Annotated in this window: 19 protein-coding genes; 8 read left to right on the top strand and 11 right to left on the bottom strand. The window is 74.1% G+C overall.

The features are described 5' to 3' along the window. Nucleotides 1-9 precede the first annotated feature (9 nt). The 9 genes from ACF07V_RS01340 to ACF07V_RS01300 all read right to left on the bottom strand — a co-directional run bounded on the left by ACF07V_RS01340 (nt 10) and on the right by ACF07V_RS01300 (nt 10661). Entirely contained in the window at nt 10-1149 is a 1140-nt protein-coding gene (locus ACF07V_RS01340; RefSeq protein WP_392150839.1) for a GNAT family N-acetyltransferase, read from the bottom strand. After that, nucleotides 1146-1832, bottom strand: coding sequence for a lipopolysaccharide biosynthesis protein (locus ACF07V_RS01335; RefSeq protein WP_392150838.1), 687 nt, complete (start codon nt 1830-1832; stop codon nt 1146-1148). Before ACF07V_RS01335 ends, ACF07V_RS01340 begins: the two co-directional genes overlap by 4 nt. A gap of 12 nt (nt 1833-1844) precedes the next feature. Then, nucleotides 1845-2978 (bottom strand): glycosyltransferase, encoded by a 1134-nt coding sequence (locus ACF07V_RS01330; RefSeq protein ID WP_392150837.1) that lies wholly within the window; start codon nt 2976-2978, stop codon nt 1845-1847. Further along, nucleotides 2975-3775: a polysaccharide deacetylase family protein gene (locus ACF07V_RS01325; protein WP_392150836.1), complete on the bottom strand. Its 801-nt coding sequence runs from the start codon at nt 3773-3775 to the stop codon at nt 2975-2977. The genes ACF07V_RS01330 and ACF07V_RS01325 overlap by 4 nt, the downstream gene beginning before the upstream one ends. Continuing rightward, nucleotides 3675-5423, bottom strand: coding sequence for a murein biosynthesis integral membrane protein MurJ (gene murJ / locus ACF07V_RS01320; protein ID WP_392151353.1), 1749 nt, complete (start codon nt 5421-5423; stop codon nt 3675-3677). The genes ACF07V_RS01325 and murJ overlap by 101 nt, the downstream gene beginning before the upstream one ends. 283 nt (nt 5424-5706) lie before the next feature. Then, on the bottom strand, nt 5707-7017 hold the full coding sequence (locus ACF07V_RS01315; RefSeq protein WP_392150835.1) for an O-antigen ligase family protein: 1311 nt from the start codon (nt 7015-7017) through the stop codon (nt 5707-5709). Between the two features lie 2 nt (nt 7018-7019). Continuing rightward, nucleotides 7020-8468: a sugar transferase gene (locus tag ACF07V_RS01310; RefSeq protein ID WP_392150834.1), complete on the bottom strand. Its 1449-nt coding sequence runs from the start codon at nt 8466-8468 to the stop codon at nt 7020-7022. Further along, the gene (locus ACF07V_RS01305) at nt 8465-9601 is read right to left on the bottom strand and encodes a glycosyltransferase (protein ID WP_392150833.1); all 1137 of its coding nucleotides are present in this window, start codon (nt 9599-9601) and stop codon (nt 8465-8467) included. The genes ACF07V_RS01310 and ACF07V_RS01305 overlap by 4 nt, the downstream gene beginning before the upstream one ends. 1 nt (nt 9602) lies before the next feature. Beyond that, complete coding sequence (locus ACF07V_RS01300; protein WP_392150832.1) at nt 9603-10661, bottom strand: DUF3344 domain-containing protein; 1059 nt, start codon at nt 10659-10661, stop codon at nt 9603-9605. A 382-nt stretch (nt 10662-11043) separates the two neighbouring features. Between ACF07V_RS01300 and ACF07V_RS01295 the strand changes: the two genes are divergently transcribed. From ACF07V_RS01295 to ACF07V_RS01270, 6 genes are all read left to right on the top strand, one after another. Continuing rightward, nucleotides 11044-11283: a chaplin gene (locus tag ACF07V_RS01295; RefSeq protein WP_392150831.1), complete on the top strand. Its 240-nt coding sequence runs from the start codon at nt 11044-11046 to the stop codon at nt 11281-11283. 274 nt (nt 11284-11557) lie between these two features. Further along, complete coding sequence (locus ACF07V_RS01290) at nt 11558-12433, top strand: hypothetical protein (RefSeq protein WP_392150830.1); 876 nt, start codon at nt 11558-11560, stop codon at nt 12431-12433. A gap of 225 nt (nt 12434-12658) precedes the next feature. Further along, nucleotides 12659-12934, top strand: a complete 276-nt coding sequence (locus ACF07V_RS01285) for a hypothetical protein (protein WP_392150829.1) — start codon at nt 12659-12661, stop codon at nt 12932-12934. Nucleotides 12935-13168: 234 nt separating this feature from the next. Then, the gene (locus ACF07V_RS01280) at nt 13169-14065 is read left to right on the top strand and encodes a hypothetical protein (RefSeq protein ID WP_392150828.1); all 897 of its coding nucleotides are present in this window, start codon (nt 13169-13171) and stop codon (nt 14063-14065) included. 153 nt (nt 14066-14218) lie between these two features. Beyond that, on the top strand, nt 14219-14695 hold the full coding sequence (locus tag ACF07V_RS01275) for a hypothetical protein (RefSeq protein ID WP_392150827.1): 477 nt from the start codon (nt 14219-14221) through the stop codon (nt 14693-14695). A 315-nt stretch (nt 14696-15010) separates the two neighbouring features. Further along, on the top strand, nt 15011-15283 hold the full coding sequence (locus ACF07V_RS01270) for a chaplin (protein ID WP_369146192.1): 273 nt from the start codon (nt 15011-15013) through the stop codon (nt 15281-15283). A 61-nt stretch (nt 15284-15344) separates the two neighbouring features. Here the strand turns inward: ACF07V_RS01270 and ACF07V_RS01265 are convergent, their stop codons facing one another. Continuing rightward, on the bottom strand, nt 15345-16211 hold the full coding sequence (locus ACF07V_RS01265) for a tyrosinase family protein (RefSeq protein WP_392150826.1): 867 nt from the start codon (nt 16209-16211) through the stop codon (nt 15345-15347). Further along, on the bottom strand, nt 16195-16611 hold the full coding sequence (locus tag ACF07V_RS01260; protein ID WP_392150825.1) for a tyrosinase family oxidase copper chaperone: 417 nt from the start codon (nt 16609-16611) through the stop codon (nt 16195-16197). The genes ACF07V_RS01265 and ACF07V_RS01260 overlap by 17 nt, the downstream gene beginning before the upstream one ends. A gap of 150 nt (nt 16612-16761) precedes the next feature. On the opposite strand from ACF07V_RS01260, the gene ACF07V_RS01255 reads away from it, so the two are divergent. Together ACF07V_RS01255 and ACF07V_RS01250 are read left to right on the top strand one after the other, a co-directional pair. Then, a complete protein-coding gene (locus tag ACF07V_RS01255) occupies nt 16762-17265 on the top strand; it encodes a DUF5949 family protein (RefSeq protein WP_392150824.1) in 504 nt (167 codons plus the stop codon). Between the two features lie 18 nt (nt 17266-17283). Beyond that, nucleotides 17284-17931, top strand: coding sequence for a vitamin K epoxide reductase family protein (locus ACF07V_RS01250; RefSeq protein WP_392150823.1), 648 nt, complete (start codon nt 17284-17286; stop codon nt 17929-17931). Nucleotide 17932 lies beyond the last annotated feature (1 nt).

The raw sequence follows: 17932 nt of genomic DNA, 5'->3' as shown, positions 1-17932 counted from the left end.
TGGCGGAGCTCATCCGCCACCGCCCCGACCGAGCAGCCGCCCCACCCAGGCCCGTTCCCGCGCCTGCCGGGCCACCCAGCGCCGGGCGTCGGCCGCGCCCGCGCGCAGCCAGAGGAGCGGGGCGGTACCGCGCCCGGTGAGGAGCAGCCGGCGGTTGCGGACGGGCTCGGGCCGCCAGTGCTGCTTGTACGACTCGCTGCCCCGCAGCATGCTCAGCGTGGCCCGCCCGCCCGCGCTGGTCTCGCGCGCCCCGTGGCGCAGGAGCATCGTCGCCACGTCGACCTTGCGGGCGCGCAGCGCCGGGTCGGCGCCGTACAGATAGCCGCCCGCGAGCCGGGGGGACATCAGGGTCAGGTCGGCGGCGACCACGTCCCCGGCGAGCCGGAACTCGGTGACCATCGCGTCGCCCCGCTCGACCATGGGCCGTACGGCCCGGGTGAGGTGCTGGGCGAACCGCTCGCTGGTGTGCTCGGCGGTCACGCCCCGGCCCTGCCACTGGAGTTGATGGAGCTTCAGGAGCCGGTCGAGGGCGGCCGGTACCTCCTCGCCGGACACCACGTGCGCGTCGATGCCGAGCGCGTCGAGCTTCCGGAGCTTGGCACGGACCCGCTGGGCCTTCCCGGACGGGATCCGTTCGAGGAGCCCCTCCATGGGGACGGCGGGCAGCTCCAGGCAGAGCGAGTCGGGCAGCCGGCGGCGCGGGCCGCGCCAGTGGGCGAAGACCCGTTCGCTGGCGGCGCCCGGCCGGACCTCCCGCAGGTCGAGGACCGCGCCCCGGGCGGCCCGGGCGAGGGCCCCGGCGAGGGCGGGCGCCGCCTCCGGGCAGTCGTCGTCGAGGAGGACGTCCGTGAAGTCGGTGATGGTGCCGCCGAGCTGGGTGAGGACGGGCAGCGGCCCGCGGGCCCGCATCAGGGGCGCGGCGGCGACGAGTGCGCCGTCCTCGCGCCGTACGAGCACCACCCGCAGCGCACCGGGCCTGCCGTACGAGAGCCACCAGGAGTGCAGCCAGGAGTGGGACTGGAAGGGGGTGGCGGAGGAGCAGCGCCCGTACAGCGCCGTCCACTCGGCCGAAAGCCGCCCGAACTCCGTCTCGTCACGGCAGATCTCGGTCCGCAGGGCTCTCTCGGCGACGGGGGTTCTCGGGCTCATACCGCCTCCGCCGGGTGGGTGGCGACCGCCGGGGCGGGCACCGCTGCGGAGGCGGCGGGCGCGGCAGGGGCGGTGGACTGCCGGGAGTGCCGGGCCCCGTCGCGGGTGGCCGCGCGCTTCGGGCGGACCAGGAGGACCAGGCCGCCGAGGAGGCCGCCCGCGCAGCCGCCGACGAGCGCGGAGAGCGGCGCGGAGGGGGAGACGGGGGTGACGGGCTTGGTGGCGCGGGAGAACTGGACGACCTTCACCCCGGTGTTGCCGGCGACGTGCGTGCTGTTCAGGACGAGCGCGCGGGCCACCCCGTCGGCCATCGAGACCGCCTGGGCGGGCTTCGCCGACCGCGCGGTGATCGAGATCATCGGCGCGTCCGGGGAGGTCGCGGCCTGCACGTTCTTCCGCAGGGTGTCGGCGGTGACCCCGGCCCACACCTGGGCGTCGCCGGTCACCGCGATGTCGGTGGCGACCCGCCCGTACGCCTGCGCGAAGCCGAGCACCGCCGCCGGGTCGGACTTCTCGGCCGGTACGACGATGACGTAGCTGGTCGCCGCGTACTCCGGGGTCTTCAGGGCCCCGTAGCCGCCGCCGAGGACCGCGCCGGCGAGGACGGCCGCCGGGAGGACCGCCCAGCGGCCGGGGGAGCGCAGACCGGCGGGGAGGAAGGCGCGGGGTGGGGTGGTGTTCATGGTGGGGCTCTCTCACTTCGCGGGGGAGGGGGTGCCGTGGACGGCCTGGTCGTAGAGGGACATCAACTGCCGTGCGCTGTGCGCGATGTCGTAGCGGCGGGCGGCCTCCGGCAGCGGGAGCCGGGCGAGCCGGGCGTCCCGGATGCCGCGCAGCGCCGAGATCAGCTCGGGTACGGACTCGCCGATCCGGCGCGCGCCCGGTGCCGCGTCCGGGGGCAGGTCGTCGATCGCCGGGCAGGCCACGTACAGCACGGGAAGGCCCGCGGCGAGCGCCTCGACGACCGCGAGCCCGAAGGTCTCGTCGGGGGAGGTGGACACGAACACGTCCATGGCGGCGAGGAGTTCGGGCAGCGTCGGCCCGAGCGGGGCGACGGCCGGCGGATCCTCGCAGGCCCCGGCGAGGAGGATCCGGCCGGCGGCCCCGCACTCGCGGGCGATCCGCAGCAGCTCCTCCCGGTGCTCGCCCTCGCCGACGAGGAGCAGCCGGGCCTCCGGCACCGAGGCCACCGCCCGGACGAGCCGGTCGAACCGCTTCCCGGGCGTGAGCCGCCCGACTCCGCCGACGACGTACGCGTCCTCGGGGATGCCGAGGGCGCCCCGGGTGAGGCGCCGGGCGCGCGCGTCGAAGGCGAACCGGCCGGTCTCGATGCCGTTCGGCACCACCCGGATGCGGTCCGGGGGCACCCCCCAGTCGGCGAGCCGGCGGGCGACGCTGGGCGAGACGGCGACCGTGGACGTGCCGAGCCGCTCGGAGGCCAGATAGAGGGCGCGGGTGCCCGCGGAGAGCGGCCGGCCCTCGATCTGCGTCTCGCCGAGGGAGTGCTCGGTGGCGATGACCCGGCGGACCCCGGCGAGCCGGGCCGCCGTCCTGCCGTACACGCACGCCCGGTAGAGGTGCGTGTGGACGAGGTCGTAGCGGCCCTGCCGGACGATCCGGGCGAGCCGCGGCAGTGCTCCCAGGTCCCGGTTCCCGGTCATCCCGAGATGGGTGACGGGCGTGCCGTCGGCCTGGATGCCGGCGGCGACCGCGCCCGGGTTGGTGAGCGTGACCACCTCGCTGCGCGTCGGCAGGTGGCGGAGCAGGAGCCGCAGCTGCTGTTCGGCGCCGCCGATGCCGAGGCCGGTGATGACGTGCAGGACCTTCACGGCGCACCGACCGCGGCCGGGCCGTGCGGGGCGGGGAACAGGTCGGCGGGCCGGCGGCGGCGCAGCGGGTGCAGGACGCGCTTGGCGGTGAGCCGCCACGGGGTGTCGTTCTCGCCGATGTGGACGCGGGGCAGGGCGTACGTGCCGGTGTGCGGGCCCGGGTCGATCGCACAGGCGTAGCGGTAGCCGGCCTTGCGCACGGCGTGCATCGCGCGCGGGTCGACCTGCCCGTACGGGTAGCAGAAGCCGTCCACCGGACGGCCGGTCATCTCCTCCAGGAGCTCACGGCTCTGCCGGGTCTCGGCGGCGAGCGTCGCGTCGTCGGCCTCGGTGAGCGGGACGTGCCGCAGGCCGTGCGAGCCGATCTCCATGCCGGCCTCGGCGATCCGCCGGATGCCGTGCTCGTCGAGCAGCGGCTTGCGCGGCCCGTCGGTGTCCCAGCCGTTCTCGCCGCCGAGGCGGCCCGGCAGGACGTACACCGTCGCCGTGAAGCCGTGCCGCCGCAGCAGCGGCAGCGCCGAGTCGAGGAAGTCCGCGTACCCGTCGTCGAAGGTCAGGCCCACGAGCCCCTTGGCGCGGCCCTCGGCGGTGGCGGCGAGCAGCTCCCGCACCGACACCCCGCGCAGCCCCCGGTCGCCGAGCCAGTGCAGCTGCCGGGCGAAGCGCACGGGGGAGACGGTCACCCGGTACGGATCGTCAGCGGTGTCCGTGATCGAGTGGTACATCGCCACCCACAGGGGCGGCTTCCACAGGGACGGCTTCGGCAGGGGACGGCGCAGCGCGGTGGCGGCGGGCATGGGGGGTCCTCCGGAAGGCGGAGCGGGGCAGGGGCGGGATCTCGGGCGCTTTGGCGGCGCAGGCGATGAAGAGCAGGAAGACGCCGACGACGACCAGTCCCGCGACGGCGACGGCGAGGAGGGCGGAGCCGATCGCCAGCTGGCAGAGCCAGCCGGCGCCGGTGGCCCAGGCGCTCGCGGTGGCGAGCCGGAGCAGCCCCTCGCCGAGCCGGCCGACGTGGATCGGGACGGCCTGGCGGTGCGCGCCCCGCAGCAGCAGGACGGCGCTGAGGGTGATGCCGAGGGCGTTGGCGGCGGCGATGCCGACGGCGCCCCAGTAGTGGGCGCCGGGGACTCCGGCGGCGGCGGTCGTGACGAGCCCCGCGGCCATGGCGGCGGCCGGGTACCAGAGCGGGCGGGCGGCGGAGAAGTAGCAGCGGACGAGCGCGCCGACCATCGTCTGGCCGAGCAGGCCGAGCGCGTACACCCGCATGACGGCGGCGGTCGCGGTGGTGTCGGCGCCGGTGAACTCACCCCGCTCGAAGAGCAGTTCGACGATGCGGGGGGCGGTGGCGATCACCGTCGAGGAGCCGACGAGCACGACGACGGCGGCGAGCAGCAGATCCCGCTCGACCCGGCGTCGGGCCCCCTCGGGATCGCCCGCCGCGAGCGCGCGGGCGACGACCGGGAAGCTGACCGTGCACAGCATCAGGGAGAGGATCATCGGCATCTGCGCGACCTTCTGCGCGTAGTTCAGATGCGAGATGGCGCCGGCGGGGAGCGGCGAGGCGAGGAACCGTTCGATCAGCGTCTGGGACTGGCGGCACAGCGAGAACGCGACGACCGGCGCGATGAGTCCGAGGACCAGGATGCGCCCCTCGCCGGTGGTGGCGGGCGCGGGCGCCGACGGCTCCCTGCGCCGGGGTGAACGGAGCTCCCGCAGCAGCGTCGGTGCCTGTACGAGGACCATCAGGACGCCGCCGACGGCGACCCCGGCGGCGGCGGACCGCACGCCCCACGGCTCGCGCAGCACCAGGATCGTGCCGATGATCCCCGTGTTGTACGCGACGTAGATCGCCGCCGGCGGCAGGAACCGTCCGTGCGCCCGGAGCGCCGCCGAGCAGTACCCCACCAGGGCGAAGGACAGCACGCAGGTCCCGGTGAGCCGGGTGCAGTCGACGGCGAGCGCCGGGTCGGGAAGCCCCGGGGCGAGCGCGGCCACAAGGAGCGGCGCCGCGACGATGAGGACGACGGCGGCGACGCCGAGGGAGAGGACGATCCGGGGGAGCGTCCCGCGCACCAGGGCGCGCACCGGGTCGTCGGACAGGCCGGCCGAACGGCGGGCCAGGGCACGGGAGAAGGCGGGCACCAGGATCAGCGCCATCGCGTCCTCGATGAGCAGCGTCGAGGCGAACTCGGGCACCGTCCACGCCACCAGGAACGCGTCGGTCCCGGCCCCGGCCCCGAAGTACCCGGCCATGATCTGGTCCCGCACGAGCCCGAGGACCGCCCCGGCCGCGGTGAGCCCGGCGGTCACGGCCGCCGCCTTCGCGAGGAACCCGCCGCCACCGGGGGCGGCGGCACGCGCGTGGGCCCGGCGCCCGGAGGCCGGAGCGGACGCCGGCGCGGGCGGCGCGGCGGTCGGAGCGCCGGCGGGGCGACGCGGCACGCACCGGGCCCCGGCGATCAGCCCGGCCCCGGCGGCGGCCCGGGCGGGCGCTCCCGCCCCGGCCCCGGCGGCCCGGGCGGCGCGTACGGCCCCGGCCCCCGCACCCGTCGCCGAACCGTCTCCCGGCAGCACGACGGCCCCCGGGGCCCACGGGGAGTCCGTGGGGCCCGGAGGCGCGGTGGGCCAGGGGTCGGTCAGCGGCGTGCCGCACGGCGGCCGGGGCGAAGGGGGCGGCCCGTCGGCCCACGGCGCGTCCGTGGGCTCCGGTTCCCCGGCCCACGGGTCACGCACGCCTCACCTCCGCCAGCGACCACCAGGCCGCCAGACCGAACACGACGGACATCAGGACCGTCGAGGGGCCGCCGATGTCCGCGTAGAAGAAGTCGACGAGCTGCCAGGCGAGCAGGCCCGTCGCGACGAGCGCGCAGTCCGCGCCGAGCCGCTGCCGCCGCAGCGCGCCGACGAGCAGCGCCACCCAGCTGCCCGCCAGGGCGAGCAGCCCCACCAGGCCCTGCTCGCTCAGCACGAGGAGGTACATGTTGTGCGGGGACAGCAGCGGCTGGCGCGCGAAGGCCGCCCCGGCGCCGGCGGTGTCGCTGCCGGAGGAGAGGGCGAGCGAGGCGTTCGAGTCGCGGTACTGGGGGAAGCCCTTGAGGCCGACGCCCGTGACCGGCTCCGCGCGCCACATCCGCCCGGCCGCCGCCCACATCGTGTACCGGTCCGTCACCGACTGGTCCGGCGCGGCCGTCACCTGCGTGATGCTGGCGACCCGCTCCTTCACCATCTCCGAACCGATCCCGAGGCCGCCGACGAGGACCACCCCGAGCGCGGCCGCCACGAGCGCCAGCCGGGCCGCCCGCCGCACCCCCGCGAGCAGCAGCTGGATCGCGCAGGTGAGCACGGTCGCGATCCACGCGCCCCGGCTGAACGACAGCACCAGCGGCAGGAAGAGCAGCCCCGCGCAGACCGTCGCGGCCGTGCGGACGCGCCCGGGACCGCTGCCGAGCGCGATCCCGACGGCGACGACGAGCCCGTACGCCACGACCGTCGCCATGCCCATCACGTCGGTGGCGCCGAAGGTGCCGACGGCCCGGATGTCCTCGCCCTGGTACGAGGCGCCCGTGCCGGTCAGGTACTGGGCGACGCCGACCGCGCCCTGGAGCAGCGCGAACGCGACCAGGCCCCAGGCGATCACGGCGAAGTCCCGCCGGTCGCGGATCATCAGGAGCACGGCCGCCGGCACCAGCACGAAGACCTGTACGTAACGGGCCACGCCCGGCAGGCTCGCCGCCGGGTCGTGCGAGGTGATCGCGGCCAGACAGATCCCGAACACCGGCAGACCGAGGACGACGGCCGCCGCCCGGGTCAGCGGCCGGGTCCCGCCGCGCAGCACCCGCACCAGACAGATCAGGACCAGGAGCCCGGAGGCCGCGTCCGCGACCGTTCCCGTGCCCCCGGTGCCGCCCTGCGAGCCGCCGCCGCCCGGGACGAGCAGCAGCGCGATCACGGCGAGGACCGGGGACAGCGCCCCGGCCCTGCGCAACCAGTCCCGTACGTCCGGGCCGGTCGCCGTCACCGTCACGGCCGTGGCCATCCTCAGCTCCCCGTGGGTCGGACGAGCCCGGCCGCCGTGCGCAGCAGGATGCAGACGTCCTGCCAGAGCGACCAGTGGTCGATGTAGTGGTTGTCGAAGCGGCAGCGGTCCTCGATCGAGGTGTCCCCGCGCAGCCCGTGCACCTGCGCCAGACCCGTCAGCCCCACCGGCATCCGGTGCCGGGCCGCGTACCCCGCGTGGATCTTGCTGAACTGGGCGACGAAGTACGGCCGTTCGGGCCGGGGCCCGACCAGGCTCATGTCCCCGCGCAGCACGTTCCACAGCTGCGGAAGCTCGTCCAGCGAGGACTTCCGCAGGAAGCTGCCGGCCGCGCTCATCCGCCGGTCGCCCGCCACGTTCCAGCGGGTCGCCGCCTCGGTGTCGTCGGAGGGGCGCAGCGTACGGAACTTGAGCAGCGTGAAGAGCCGCCCGTGCTGGCCCACCCGCTCCTGCCGGAAGAGCACCCCGGGACCGTCCGAGAGCCGCACCGCGAGCGCGCACAGCAGCAGCACCGGCAGCGCGACGGCGAGCGCGGGCCCGGCGAGCGCGATGTCGAGAGCCCGCTTCGCGGCCCGCCCGCGCCGCTCGCCCAGCGGGACGACCCGCTGCCAGGCGTACCCCCACATGTGCGCGCCCATCGGCCCGTCCTGCTGCCGGCCGCCGACCCGCCAGGTGGCGCAGCCGTACTGCTGGAAGAGCGTCACCAGACCCGGGTCGTCGTCGAGGAACACCGCGTCGCGCACGGCGTTCTGGATGACGGCCCGGTGGATCTCCTCGGTCGTGGTGAGCACCGGAAGCCCGGCCTCCCCGGCACCCCGGGCACCGCCCTGCTCCGGCACGCCCACGATCCCCACCGGCCGCACCCCGTACTCGGGGTGCTGCGCGGCCGCCGCGGCGAACCGGCGCGCGGCCCCCGTCCCGCCGATGACGAGCGCGGACCGGGGCCGCTCCCGGGCGATCCGGCGCCGCCGCCCGAGCAGCGCCGCGCGGACCAGACACACCAGGGCGACATGAAGGCCGTACGCGGCGCAGAGCCGCAGCGGCCCGAACGCCAGGGTGGGGGAGTACGCGGCGACCGCGGCCGCCGCCAGACACCAGGCGAACCCGGCGCGGGAGCCCAGCGCGGGCAGTTCGTCGAGGGCCCGGGTGTGCGCTGCGGGCCGGTAGAGCCCCGCGTGCCCGTCGAGGACGAGGACGACCGCCAGGACCGGCAGCAGGAGCCGGACGTCCTGGTGCGCCGCGCTCAGCGCCGTGGCGGCGGCGAGGACGGCCAGCGCGTCGACCGCCACGAGCGAGGCCACGCCCGACCGTTGCCGCACCCGGCGGTGGCGCGGCAGCGCGAGCCGGCCGGGCGCCCCGCGGCGCGGCGCGAGGGAGACGAGGCCGAAGGCCTGGCCCGCCGTGGGCCAGGGGCCCGGCGAGGAGGGAACGCTGGTACTTTCCGTGGTCACTGCGCAATCGGCTCTCTGTGCTCGGCCCCCCGCACTCCGGCCAGCTCGCGGTAGACGTCCGCGACGGCCGCGCCCGTGCGCCGGACATCGAATCTGCTGAGGACGTGCTCATGGGCCTCGCGGCCCAGGCGGTGCCGCAGTTCCGGCCTGCCGAGGAGGCGGCCCAGAGCGGCGGCGAGCGCGGCCGGGTCCTCGGGCGGGACCAGGCACAGGGGTTCATGGGCGGGCGGCAGGCTCTCGCGCGCCCCGTCGACGTCGCTGACGACGACCGGCCGACCGGCGGCCATGGCCTCCAGGGGCGCGAGCGCCATGCCCTCCCAGCGGGACGGCAGGACGACCACGTCGGCGGCCCGGTACCAGGGCACGGTGTCCTCGACGGCCCCGGTGAACCGCACCGACGGACCCGCGAGGGCCCGCAGCGCCTCCTCGTCCGGGCCGTCGCCGACCAGGACGAGCCGGGCCGCGGGCACCTCCGCGAGGACGGCGGGCCAGGCGGCGAGCAGGACGTCCTGCCCCTTCTGACGGCAGAGCCGGCCCACGCAGACCACGGTGGGCGCCGGGTCGCCGGGCGGACCGTCGGTCGCGAACCGGGCCGTGTCCACACCGTTGTGGACGACGGACCAGTGCGCCGTGACCCCGGCCTTCTCGCCGGTACGGCGCTCGGCCTCGCTCACGCACAGGATCCGGTCCGTCCACCGGGCGCCGAACCGCTCCCAGCGCCGGGCGAGCGCGGCGGTCCTTCCCTCGACCGCCTCGAAGGACCAGGCGTGCGGCTGATAGACCGTCGGAATCCGTCCCCGCACGGCGAGTCGGGCGCACAGCCCGGCCTTGGCGCTGTGCGCGTGGACGAGCCCGGGCCGGACCGCGCGGATCAGCCGCGCCAGGTCCCGGGTCTCACGGAGGACGGCGGGACCGGGGTCGCGGCCGGCCCGCCAGTCGTGGGTCTCGGCCCCCTCGGCGCGGACGGCGGCCGAGAGTCCGGTGCCGGGCGGGCAGGCGACCGCGACCCGCAGGCCGGCGGCGCGCTGGGCGCGGACCAGGTCGACGACGACACGGGCGACCCCGCCGTCGCCGGGCTGGACCGCGTGCAGGACGGTGACGGACCCGGGGTCCGTATCAAGTGGTGACAGCACGTCAGCGCCGGACGTCCGCCTGGAGGAAGACCGCGCCGAGCCAGACGGTGTCCTTCCGGCTGCCGACCCGGACATGGACCCGGTCGCCCCCCGCACGCAGCGCCCCCCGCAGGTCGAACACGTCGGAGTCGTATCCGAGGGTGTTCGTACGATCGGGTCGGCGTACGGTACGACCGGCGCCGAATTCCGTGATGCTGGAGTTCAGCACGTCGTCCGCGGAATTGGCGGAATCGGAGAGACGGGTGCTCTTCGAACGGCTCGTTTCCACCGACAGGTAATCCCCGGAAGTGCCGCGGTCACCGTCATACGCGATCAGTCCGAGACGCCCGGAGACACCCTTGGGAAAACGGTTTCCGTCGAGGGGCACGCGCAGCTCGCCGGCGCGCGGACCGACCGTTTCGAAACCGTCCCAGACGCTGATCCTGCGCAGTGGTTCCGAGGCCTTCTCGTACGCGGCGACGAGCGTCCAGCCGCCCCAGCCGCCCACCGCGGAACGGCCCATGGCCACGTTGACCTGGGCGACGGTCCACAGCCCCGGGTGCGAGCGGCGGACCAGGGCGGTGACGTCGGCGGAGGCCTGGAAGGCGTCGGCGCCGTCGGCCGTGCGGTGGCCGATCAGGGAGTCGGCGAGCAGCGCCTTGTACTGCCCGCCCGGCTCGGCGATGAGGACGCGGCCGTTGTCCTTCGGCGGCTTCTGCTCACCCACCCGCAGGTTCCCGCCCCAGTAGAGACGGGCCCAGGTCACCCGCGCACCCGACGGCACCGCCAGCTCGGCACGGCTGGAGTTGTACGTGTTCGGGTCCTTGTCCACGTCGACGTACCTGATGGTGGCGCCGTCGTTGACCCTCTCGGTGCCCTTGGCGCCCTTCGCCGAGGTGTTGGCGGCGCGCACGATCCCCCCGTGCTGCACGGCCTGGTGGCGCGCGGCGAAGGGGAGGCGGCTCGCCTCCCGCGGCTGGGGTGCGGCTGCGGAGGCCCCGGGCAGCGCGGCGGACAGGGCCGCACACGACACGGCGCACAACACGCTGCGACGCACAGCAAGAAGCGCTGAATTCCGCATACAGGTTCTCCGCTTTGATGAGAGAAGGGAGGGAAGACCCGAGTAGGCCGGGGGAGAAGAAGGTGTCGTCCGCACGAAATGGGTGAACGCGCGGCGGGCCCGGAAGCAACGTTCGGGAACGTTATAACCCCGATGCGGGGCGATAGTAAGCATTAGATGCCCGGAAACGCTAACTCCCGTATCCGCGCGGCCGGTTCCTCGTTGTGCGTGTTGCGCCATTCCACGCCCAGTCCCTCCAACGGCCCTCTTATGGCCCAAAGATCGGTTGAACGTCACCCGTTCGGGAGAGCAACCGATGAAAAGCCGGGGCGTTGTTGAGGGAGCCGGGCCGAACAGTCCGCGCAGTCCGAGTCCGATGAATTCGATCGAGGAGCCCCTCTCCATGTCCCGTATCGCCAAGGCCGTTGTCCTGACCGTCGGTGCCGCCGCCGCCGTCGCCGGTACCGCCGGTGCCGCCTCCGCCGACGCCGGCGCCGAGGCCGCGGCCGTGAAGTCCCCCGGTGTCCTCTCCGGCAACGTCGTCCAGGTCCCGGTCCACATCCCGGTCAACCTCTGCGGCAACACCGTCAGCGTCATCGGCGCGCTGAACCCGGCCTTCGGCAACGCCTGCGTCAACGCCTGATCTCGCACGCCTGATCGGTCCTTCCGAAGCCGGTGCGCCCACCCCGACGGGTGGGCGCACCGGCTTTTCCTTGCCGCCACTGGTTCGGTCCTCGTTCGGACGCACCCTCGTGCGCCGTTCGGTGCAACGGCGTACGCCCCTCCGGGGGGCAGGTCGCGGGGGCGGATTCACTCGAACGGAGACGTGGCGCTCGGTAGTTCTGCGGTTGCGGAGCGCTATACCCGCAGGCACGGTGAGAGAGCAGTTGTCCGACGCATAAGGAAAAGGAACACATATGCGTCCCCTGGCTACACGCCGCCTCACCGCCCTGGCGATATCCGCCGCCATCACCCTCGGCATGGCGGGACCCGCCTTCGCCGGCGAACACCACCCGTCCACCGCGGCCGACCGGGCCGCCCACGCGCCCCTCCCCGACGCCACCGCGCTCCTCGCCCAGGCCGAAGCGCTCGGCGAGCTCGGCTCGGTGACCACCCCCGTGACCGAACTCGTCACGGCCGCGCTCAAGGCCGACTCCGGCCAGCTGGCCGCCGCCGACGCCGAGGCCCTCAAGACCAAGATCACCGAAGCCGTCGACCAGGCGAAGGCCACGGTCCCGGCCCCGCTCCCGGACACCCCGGCACCGGAGACCCCGGTGACCCCGCCCGCGGCCGAGCTGCCCGTGACCCCGCCGGCGGCGGACCTCCCGGTCACACCTCCGGCCGCCGACCTTCCGGTGAAGCCGCCGGCGGCCGAGCTGCCGGCCACCCCGCCGGCCGCCGACCTTCCGGTGAAACCGCCCGCGGCGGACCTGTCCGTGAAGCCGCCCGTCACCCTGCCCGTCGCGGCCGGTGCCGCGGCCGCCGCGGCCGGCAAGGCCGCCCCGGCCGACGTCGTGTCCGACGCCCTCGCGAGCGTCGAGAAGGCCGTCGCCGGCCTGCTCGCCGCGGTCACCTCCGGCGATGCCGGCGGCGTCGTACCGCAGGTCACCTCGACCCTGACCTCGCTGGTCAACCTGGCCGTCGCCACCGTGCTCGGCAGCGGGCTGCCCGCGCCGGACCTGCCCGGTCTGCCCAAGCTCCCGGCGCTCCCGGTCGCCGCGCCCGAGCTGCCCGTCGACCCGCCGGTCGCCGCGCCCGAACTGCCGGTCAAGCCCCCGCTGCCCGTCCGGTAGCACCCCGCAGACCTGTGCCGGTCCGGTGTCCCCCCGGACCGGCACAGGCGTGTGCGATCGGCAAATCACACCGGCCCGCATCGATCGGGTGCAGTACCGAGAAATCCTTCCTCCCGGAGTTTCCGGGGCGCTCACTCCTCGTTACAGAAGCAGAACGATGTACAGGATTCGGCCAAGAACCCTGTACAGAACGTGACTTGAAAGTGCAGAGGAAGGATTCACTCCATGAAGCCCACCAAGGTTGCCGCGGTCGTCGCCGGTTCTCTGATGGCCCTGGGTGCCGCCGCGCCCGCCATGGCGTCGGAGGCGCTGACCCCCACCAGCCTGAACGGTGGCCTCGAAGCGATCGCCGCCAACGGGCTGAAGAGCGACATGCTGAGCAGCACCACGGACGGCTCCCCGGTTCAGACCGTGACCAAGGCGGCGGACCAGCTGAACACCGCCACCAAGGGCGCCCCGCTGCTCGGCGGCCTCCCGGTCCCCGGCGGCCTGGCCGGCTGACGCACGCTCAGCAATCCCGTCCCCAGGGGCTCTTACGGCGGCCCTTCGTGTCGCTGTTCCTCACGGTCGGCTGATCGAATGATTTTCTGATCAGCTGCCGTGTGGCCCCGGCTGCACGCCGGGCGCCGACCCATACCCTCTGGCCGATCCCTCGTGAACTTCGGTGTGGATCAGGCCGGTCGGAGCGAGGGGGGATCCTCGCCGGTCTCTCCCTTTGTCCAGAGGAAGAGCGGTATGCGGTCCATCATCAGCAGGAAAGTACTCACCGCGGCGGCAGCGACCGGCATCCTGTCGCTGAGCGGCGGTTTCGCCCTGGCCGCGAACGCCCACGCCGGTACGGGCGACGGCCCCGGCTCGGGCACGGCCGGCCATGTCCAGGCCCCCCTGCCCGCCGACGTCTGCGGCAAGACCATGGAACTCGGCGGCTTCGTCGCGGAAGCCGTCGGCGACCTCTGCGCCCAAGCGGAGGAACCCGGCGGCTACGGCGAGGAGCCGGGTCCCACGCATCCGCCCCACACGACGCCGCCGACGCACACCACGCCTCCCACGCACACGACGCCTCCCACGCACACCACCCCTCCCACGCACACGAAGCCGCCCACGCACACCACCCCTCCCACCCACACCACTCCGCCGACGCACACGATGCCTCCCACGCACACCACCCCTCCCACGCACACCACGCCTCCCACCCACACCACTCCGCCGACGCACACGACGCCGCCGACTCACACCACGCCCCCCACCCACACCACTCCTCCCACGCACACCAAGCCCCCCACCCACCCGGGCCCCGGTGACTGCGACGAGGACTCGGGCTACGGGTACGGATGTGAGGGCCCCACGAGTCCGCCGAGCTCGACGCCTCCCACGCACACCACTCCTCCCACCCACACCACCCCGCCCACCCACCCGGGCCCCGGTGACTGTGACGAGGACTCGGGGTACGGGTGCGAGGGGCCCACGGACCACCCGTCGTCGCCCGGGCACCCCAGCCACCCCGGGAAGCCGCACCTCCCCGACACCGGTAGCGAGCCCATGCTCATGGGCGCCGCAGCGGTCAGCGCCGCGCTGATCATCGGCGGCACCGTCGTCTACCTCCGCGGCGGACGCATCGCCCGCCGGCACTGATCCCGCCGTCGAGCACCGCGTCAACCAGGGCCCTCGCCTTCACCGGTGAGGGCCCTGCGCGTTAGTGCACATGGGTTAGGCCCGCGACGTTTCGGCCAAGGGGCTCGTTCTCCTCGTATGACTCTGCGTTCTCACGCGGGCATGGGACTCCTCATGACCGCATTCGCCTCCGCCGCCCTGGCCTCCCCCGCCGCCGCCGTCGAGGCCCCGGTGATCGTCCCGCTCCAGGGCCTCGACCCGGTCCTGCCGATGGACGCGCCGACGGTGGCGACCGGCGTTCCCGTCCCGATGCCCGGCGCGCCCACCGGCTTCCAGAAGGGCCTCGGCGCGCTCCCGGACCTCGCCCTGCCCAGCGTCCCGCTCGCCGGCACCCTGCCGGAGACCGTCGTCGACGCGCCCCTGCCCGAGCTCCTCAAGGGCAGCGAGCCCGGCCGTGCCCTGCTCAGCAGCCCGCACTCGGAGATGAAGGCGGCCACCCCGGGCGCCGTCGTCGGCAACCCGCTGGAGGCCCCCCGCGGCAACGGGCTCGCCGGGCTTCCGGACCTGGCGAAGCCCCAGGTCGGTCTCCTCACCCCGGTGCTCAGCGGAGCGCTCGACCCCCAGCTGGGTCTGGCGCAGGACGCGGGCTGACGCGAACGGCCCCGTTCGGCGAACGGTCCCGTTCGTTCGTACGACTGTTGACCGGGCGGGTGAAGACACGATTCTTCCCCGCCACCCCAAGGGATGTCGGTCGTTGCAACAGAAGGCTTGTCGCATGGCCGCGGCCCGCGGGCCGAAGACGTCCCGTCGTATCCGGCGGCGGACGGCATTCGGGCCGCGGGCCATTCTTTCGGTTTTCCTTCCTCCCGTTCGGAGCAATGGCCGTGACCCGGAACGGGGACAAGCGTTGAACGGAAGTGACGGCCGTGATTCCTGCGGTCGCTTTCCACGTCCAAGGAGTTCTTGATGTCTCGCATCGCGAAGGCTGCCGCTGTTCTCGCCGGCACGGGTGCCGTTGCCCTCAGCGGAGCCGGCCTGGCCGTCGCCGACTCGGGCGCCGAGGCCGTCGCCGCCCACTCTCCCGGTGTCGCCTCCGGCAACGTCGTCCAGGTCCCGGTCCACGTGCCGGTCAACCTCTGCGGCAACACCGTCAACGTCATCGGGCTGCTGAACCCGGCGTTCGGCAACACCTGCATCAACGCCGACGGTGGCCACGACGACGGCGGCTACGGCGGCTGATCCCCCGCTTCACACGGATGTCCCCCCGGCCGTCGGCCGGGGGGACATCCGTGTGTGGGGGTCAGGCGTACCGGTAGATCCGGCTGTGGTCGAACGTCGACGCCGGGGTCACGCCCCAGGGCGCCATCGGCTCGTGCCGGGCGGCGACCTTGCGGTACTGGGAGTCCCCGAGGGGCGGCGGCTCCGCCGGCAGATAGCCGGCCCCGGGGTTCCGCTGCTGCCAGCGCGACCAGACCAGGTCGACGAAGGAGTGGTGCAGCCAGAACACCGGGTCGTTCACCGAGCCGCCGCCGAGCATCAGGCCGCCGACCCAGCGGTGCACCCGGTTGTGGAGCCGGAACCGCTCGTTGCCCCGGCCGGGGGCCCAGCCCTCCAGGGCGTTGCGGAAGCCGGTGGCGCTCGTCGAGTTCCACGGCGCCGCGTCGTACACCCGCTCGCGCATCGCCGCGTCCAGCTGGGCCGGGGTGGGGAGCGTGATCGGGTCGCGGGGGCGGCCGAAGTCCCTGGTCAGATAACGGACGTCGGTCATCGCCTGGGTGATCTGCCACCGCCCGGACGAGTGTGCGAACGGGCCCGTCATCACCTGGAGGTCGGCCCGGCGGCCGTTGCCGCCCATGAAGTCCTCGCGCCAGATCGAGGAGGCCGGCGAGTTGTCCCGGGTCCAGTCCCAGTACGGGACGGAGACCGTGGGGTCGATCCGGCGCAGGGCCGTCTCGAACTCCAGCAGGAACTTGCGGTGCCAGGGCAGGAAGCTCGGCGTCATGTGGGCGATCCGGAGCCGGCCCTCCCCGTCGGCCGTGTAGTAGTCGATGTGGGTGCGGACGAAGCGGTCGTACGCTCCGGTGCGCTTGAGCTCCAGGACGGCGGCGACGAACTTGCGGCGCTCGGCACCGGTCAGATCGCGCTGGTTCTTACGCGTGTACACCACGCGGGCTCCCTCCCGTCGGGTCGGTGGGGACGCCGTGGGCGCCCGCGAGGGGGGAGAGCCGGGCCGTGCCCAGCTCGTCCACGGCCGCGCGGGTGGCCGCCAGGGGCGTCGGACAGGACTCGTAGTGGTCGATCGGGGTGACGTAGCCGCCGTCGGCACAGCGCATCAGATGCAGCGGACGGCCGTCGACGAGGGCGGTCGGCTCGCCCCCGGGCCCGGAGAAGCCCAGGAGGCGGCGGCCCCGGTACATCTCGTCGAAGGCGTGCGGATCGCGCGTACCCTCCGATTCCGGTCGGGCCGATTCCGGTCGGGTCGCGACACGGCCGAGCGCACCGCCGGTGAAGGCGGTGACGGCCAGGGCGAACAAGGACCGCAGTGCGACGCGGCGCGGGACGATCATCAGTGATCTCCTGGTGGTCGGCTTATGCCCTCAGGGCACAACGATGAAAACCCGGGTTCGTTGCGGCGGAAATGCCAGCGGCGTGAATGTCGGCCGTTCGAGTGAAAACGGCGCGGGGAAAGGGTGGTTGGAGCACTAGCATCCGGATTCATGACCACTTCCAACGTCGTTTCCTCGGCGCGCAGCGCCTCTCCGCTGGGAACTCTCACGGTGATTCCGTGGTCCAGCGAGCCCTCCGCCGATTCGGCCGGGACGCCCTTCCTGATGGCGTATTCGCTCGGCGACGGCCGGGACGGGCCGGAGGCCGGTCAGCAGGCGATGCGCGAGGCCCTGGACTCCATGGGCCTCTCGGTCGGCGACCGGCTCTTCGATCTGGACAAGGACGCCGGGATCAACGCCTCGCTGCTCGTCGAGGGCGGTTCGGCCGTGCTCACGCTGCCGTTCCTGAAGGTGCAGTGCCCGGTGCCGGACGAGTGGCAGGCGGCCGCCCGCGAGCAGGGCAAGGTCTACTTCATCTGCTCCGTGCGGCCCTGGGCCGAGGGTGTGCCCGGAGAGCCCGTGGACGAGGCGCGGCTGCGTGCCTTCGTCTCGGAGGAGGCGATGCTCGCCGACAGCGCCCACGTCCTGCTGCCGGTCCGCCGCATCCAGGGCTGACCGGGAAGGGGGCGCGTCATGGCGACGGCGAACGTACGGGGTGGGGTGCCGGGTCAGCGGCAGGAGGAGGCCGCGCGGGAGACGGGCGGTCCGATCGGCGCGAGCCGGGCCCTCGGCTGGCTGCTGCTGGTCACCGGCGCGGCGGGCGTGCTCGCCGGCTGGGTGATCACGATCGACAAGTTCCTGCTCCTGGAGGACCCGGGCTTCCAGCCGGGGTGCAGCCTGAACCCGGTCGTGTCCTGCGGCAACATCATGAAGAGCGAGCAGGCGTCGGTGTTCGGCTTCCCGAACCCGATGCTCGGGCTCGTCACGTACGGCGTCGTCGTCGCCGTCGGCGCCGGGCTGCTCGCCGGGGCCCGCTACCGGGGCTGGTTCTGGCTCGGCCTGAACGCCGGGATGCTCTTCGGGGTCGGCTTCTGCACCTGGCTGATGTACCAGTCGCTGTACGAGATCAACTCGCTCTGCCTGTGGTGCTGTCTGGCCTGGGTCGCGACCATCGTCATGTTCTGGTACGTCACCGCGCACAACGTCCGGGAGCGTGTGCTGCCCGCCCCGGCGGGGCTGCGGACCTTCCTCGGCGAGTTCACCTTCGCCCTGCCCGTCCTGCACATCGGGATCATCGGGATGCTGATCCTGACCCGCTGGTGGGACTTCTGGACGAGCTGAC

This window comes from Streptomyces sp. NPDC015661, assembly GCF_043077765.1.
GTDB lineage: Bacteria > Actinomycetota > Actinomycetes > Streptomycetales > Streptomycetaceae > Streptomyces.
The sequence above is the reverse complement of the archived record's forward strand: the minus strand, read 5'-3'. Positions and strand labels throughout refer to the sequence as shown.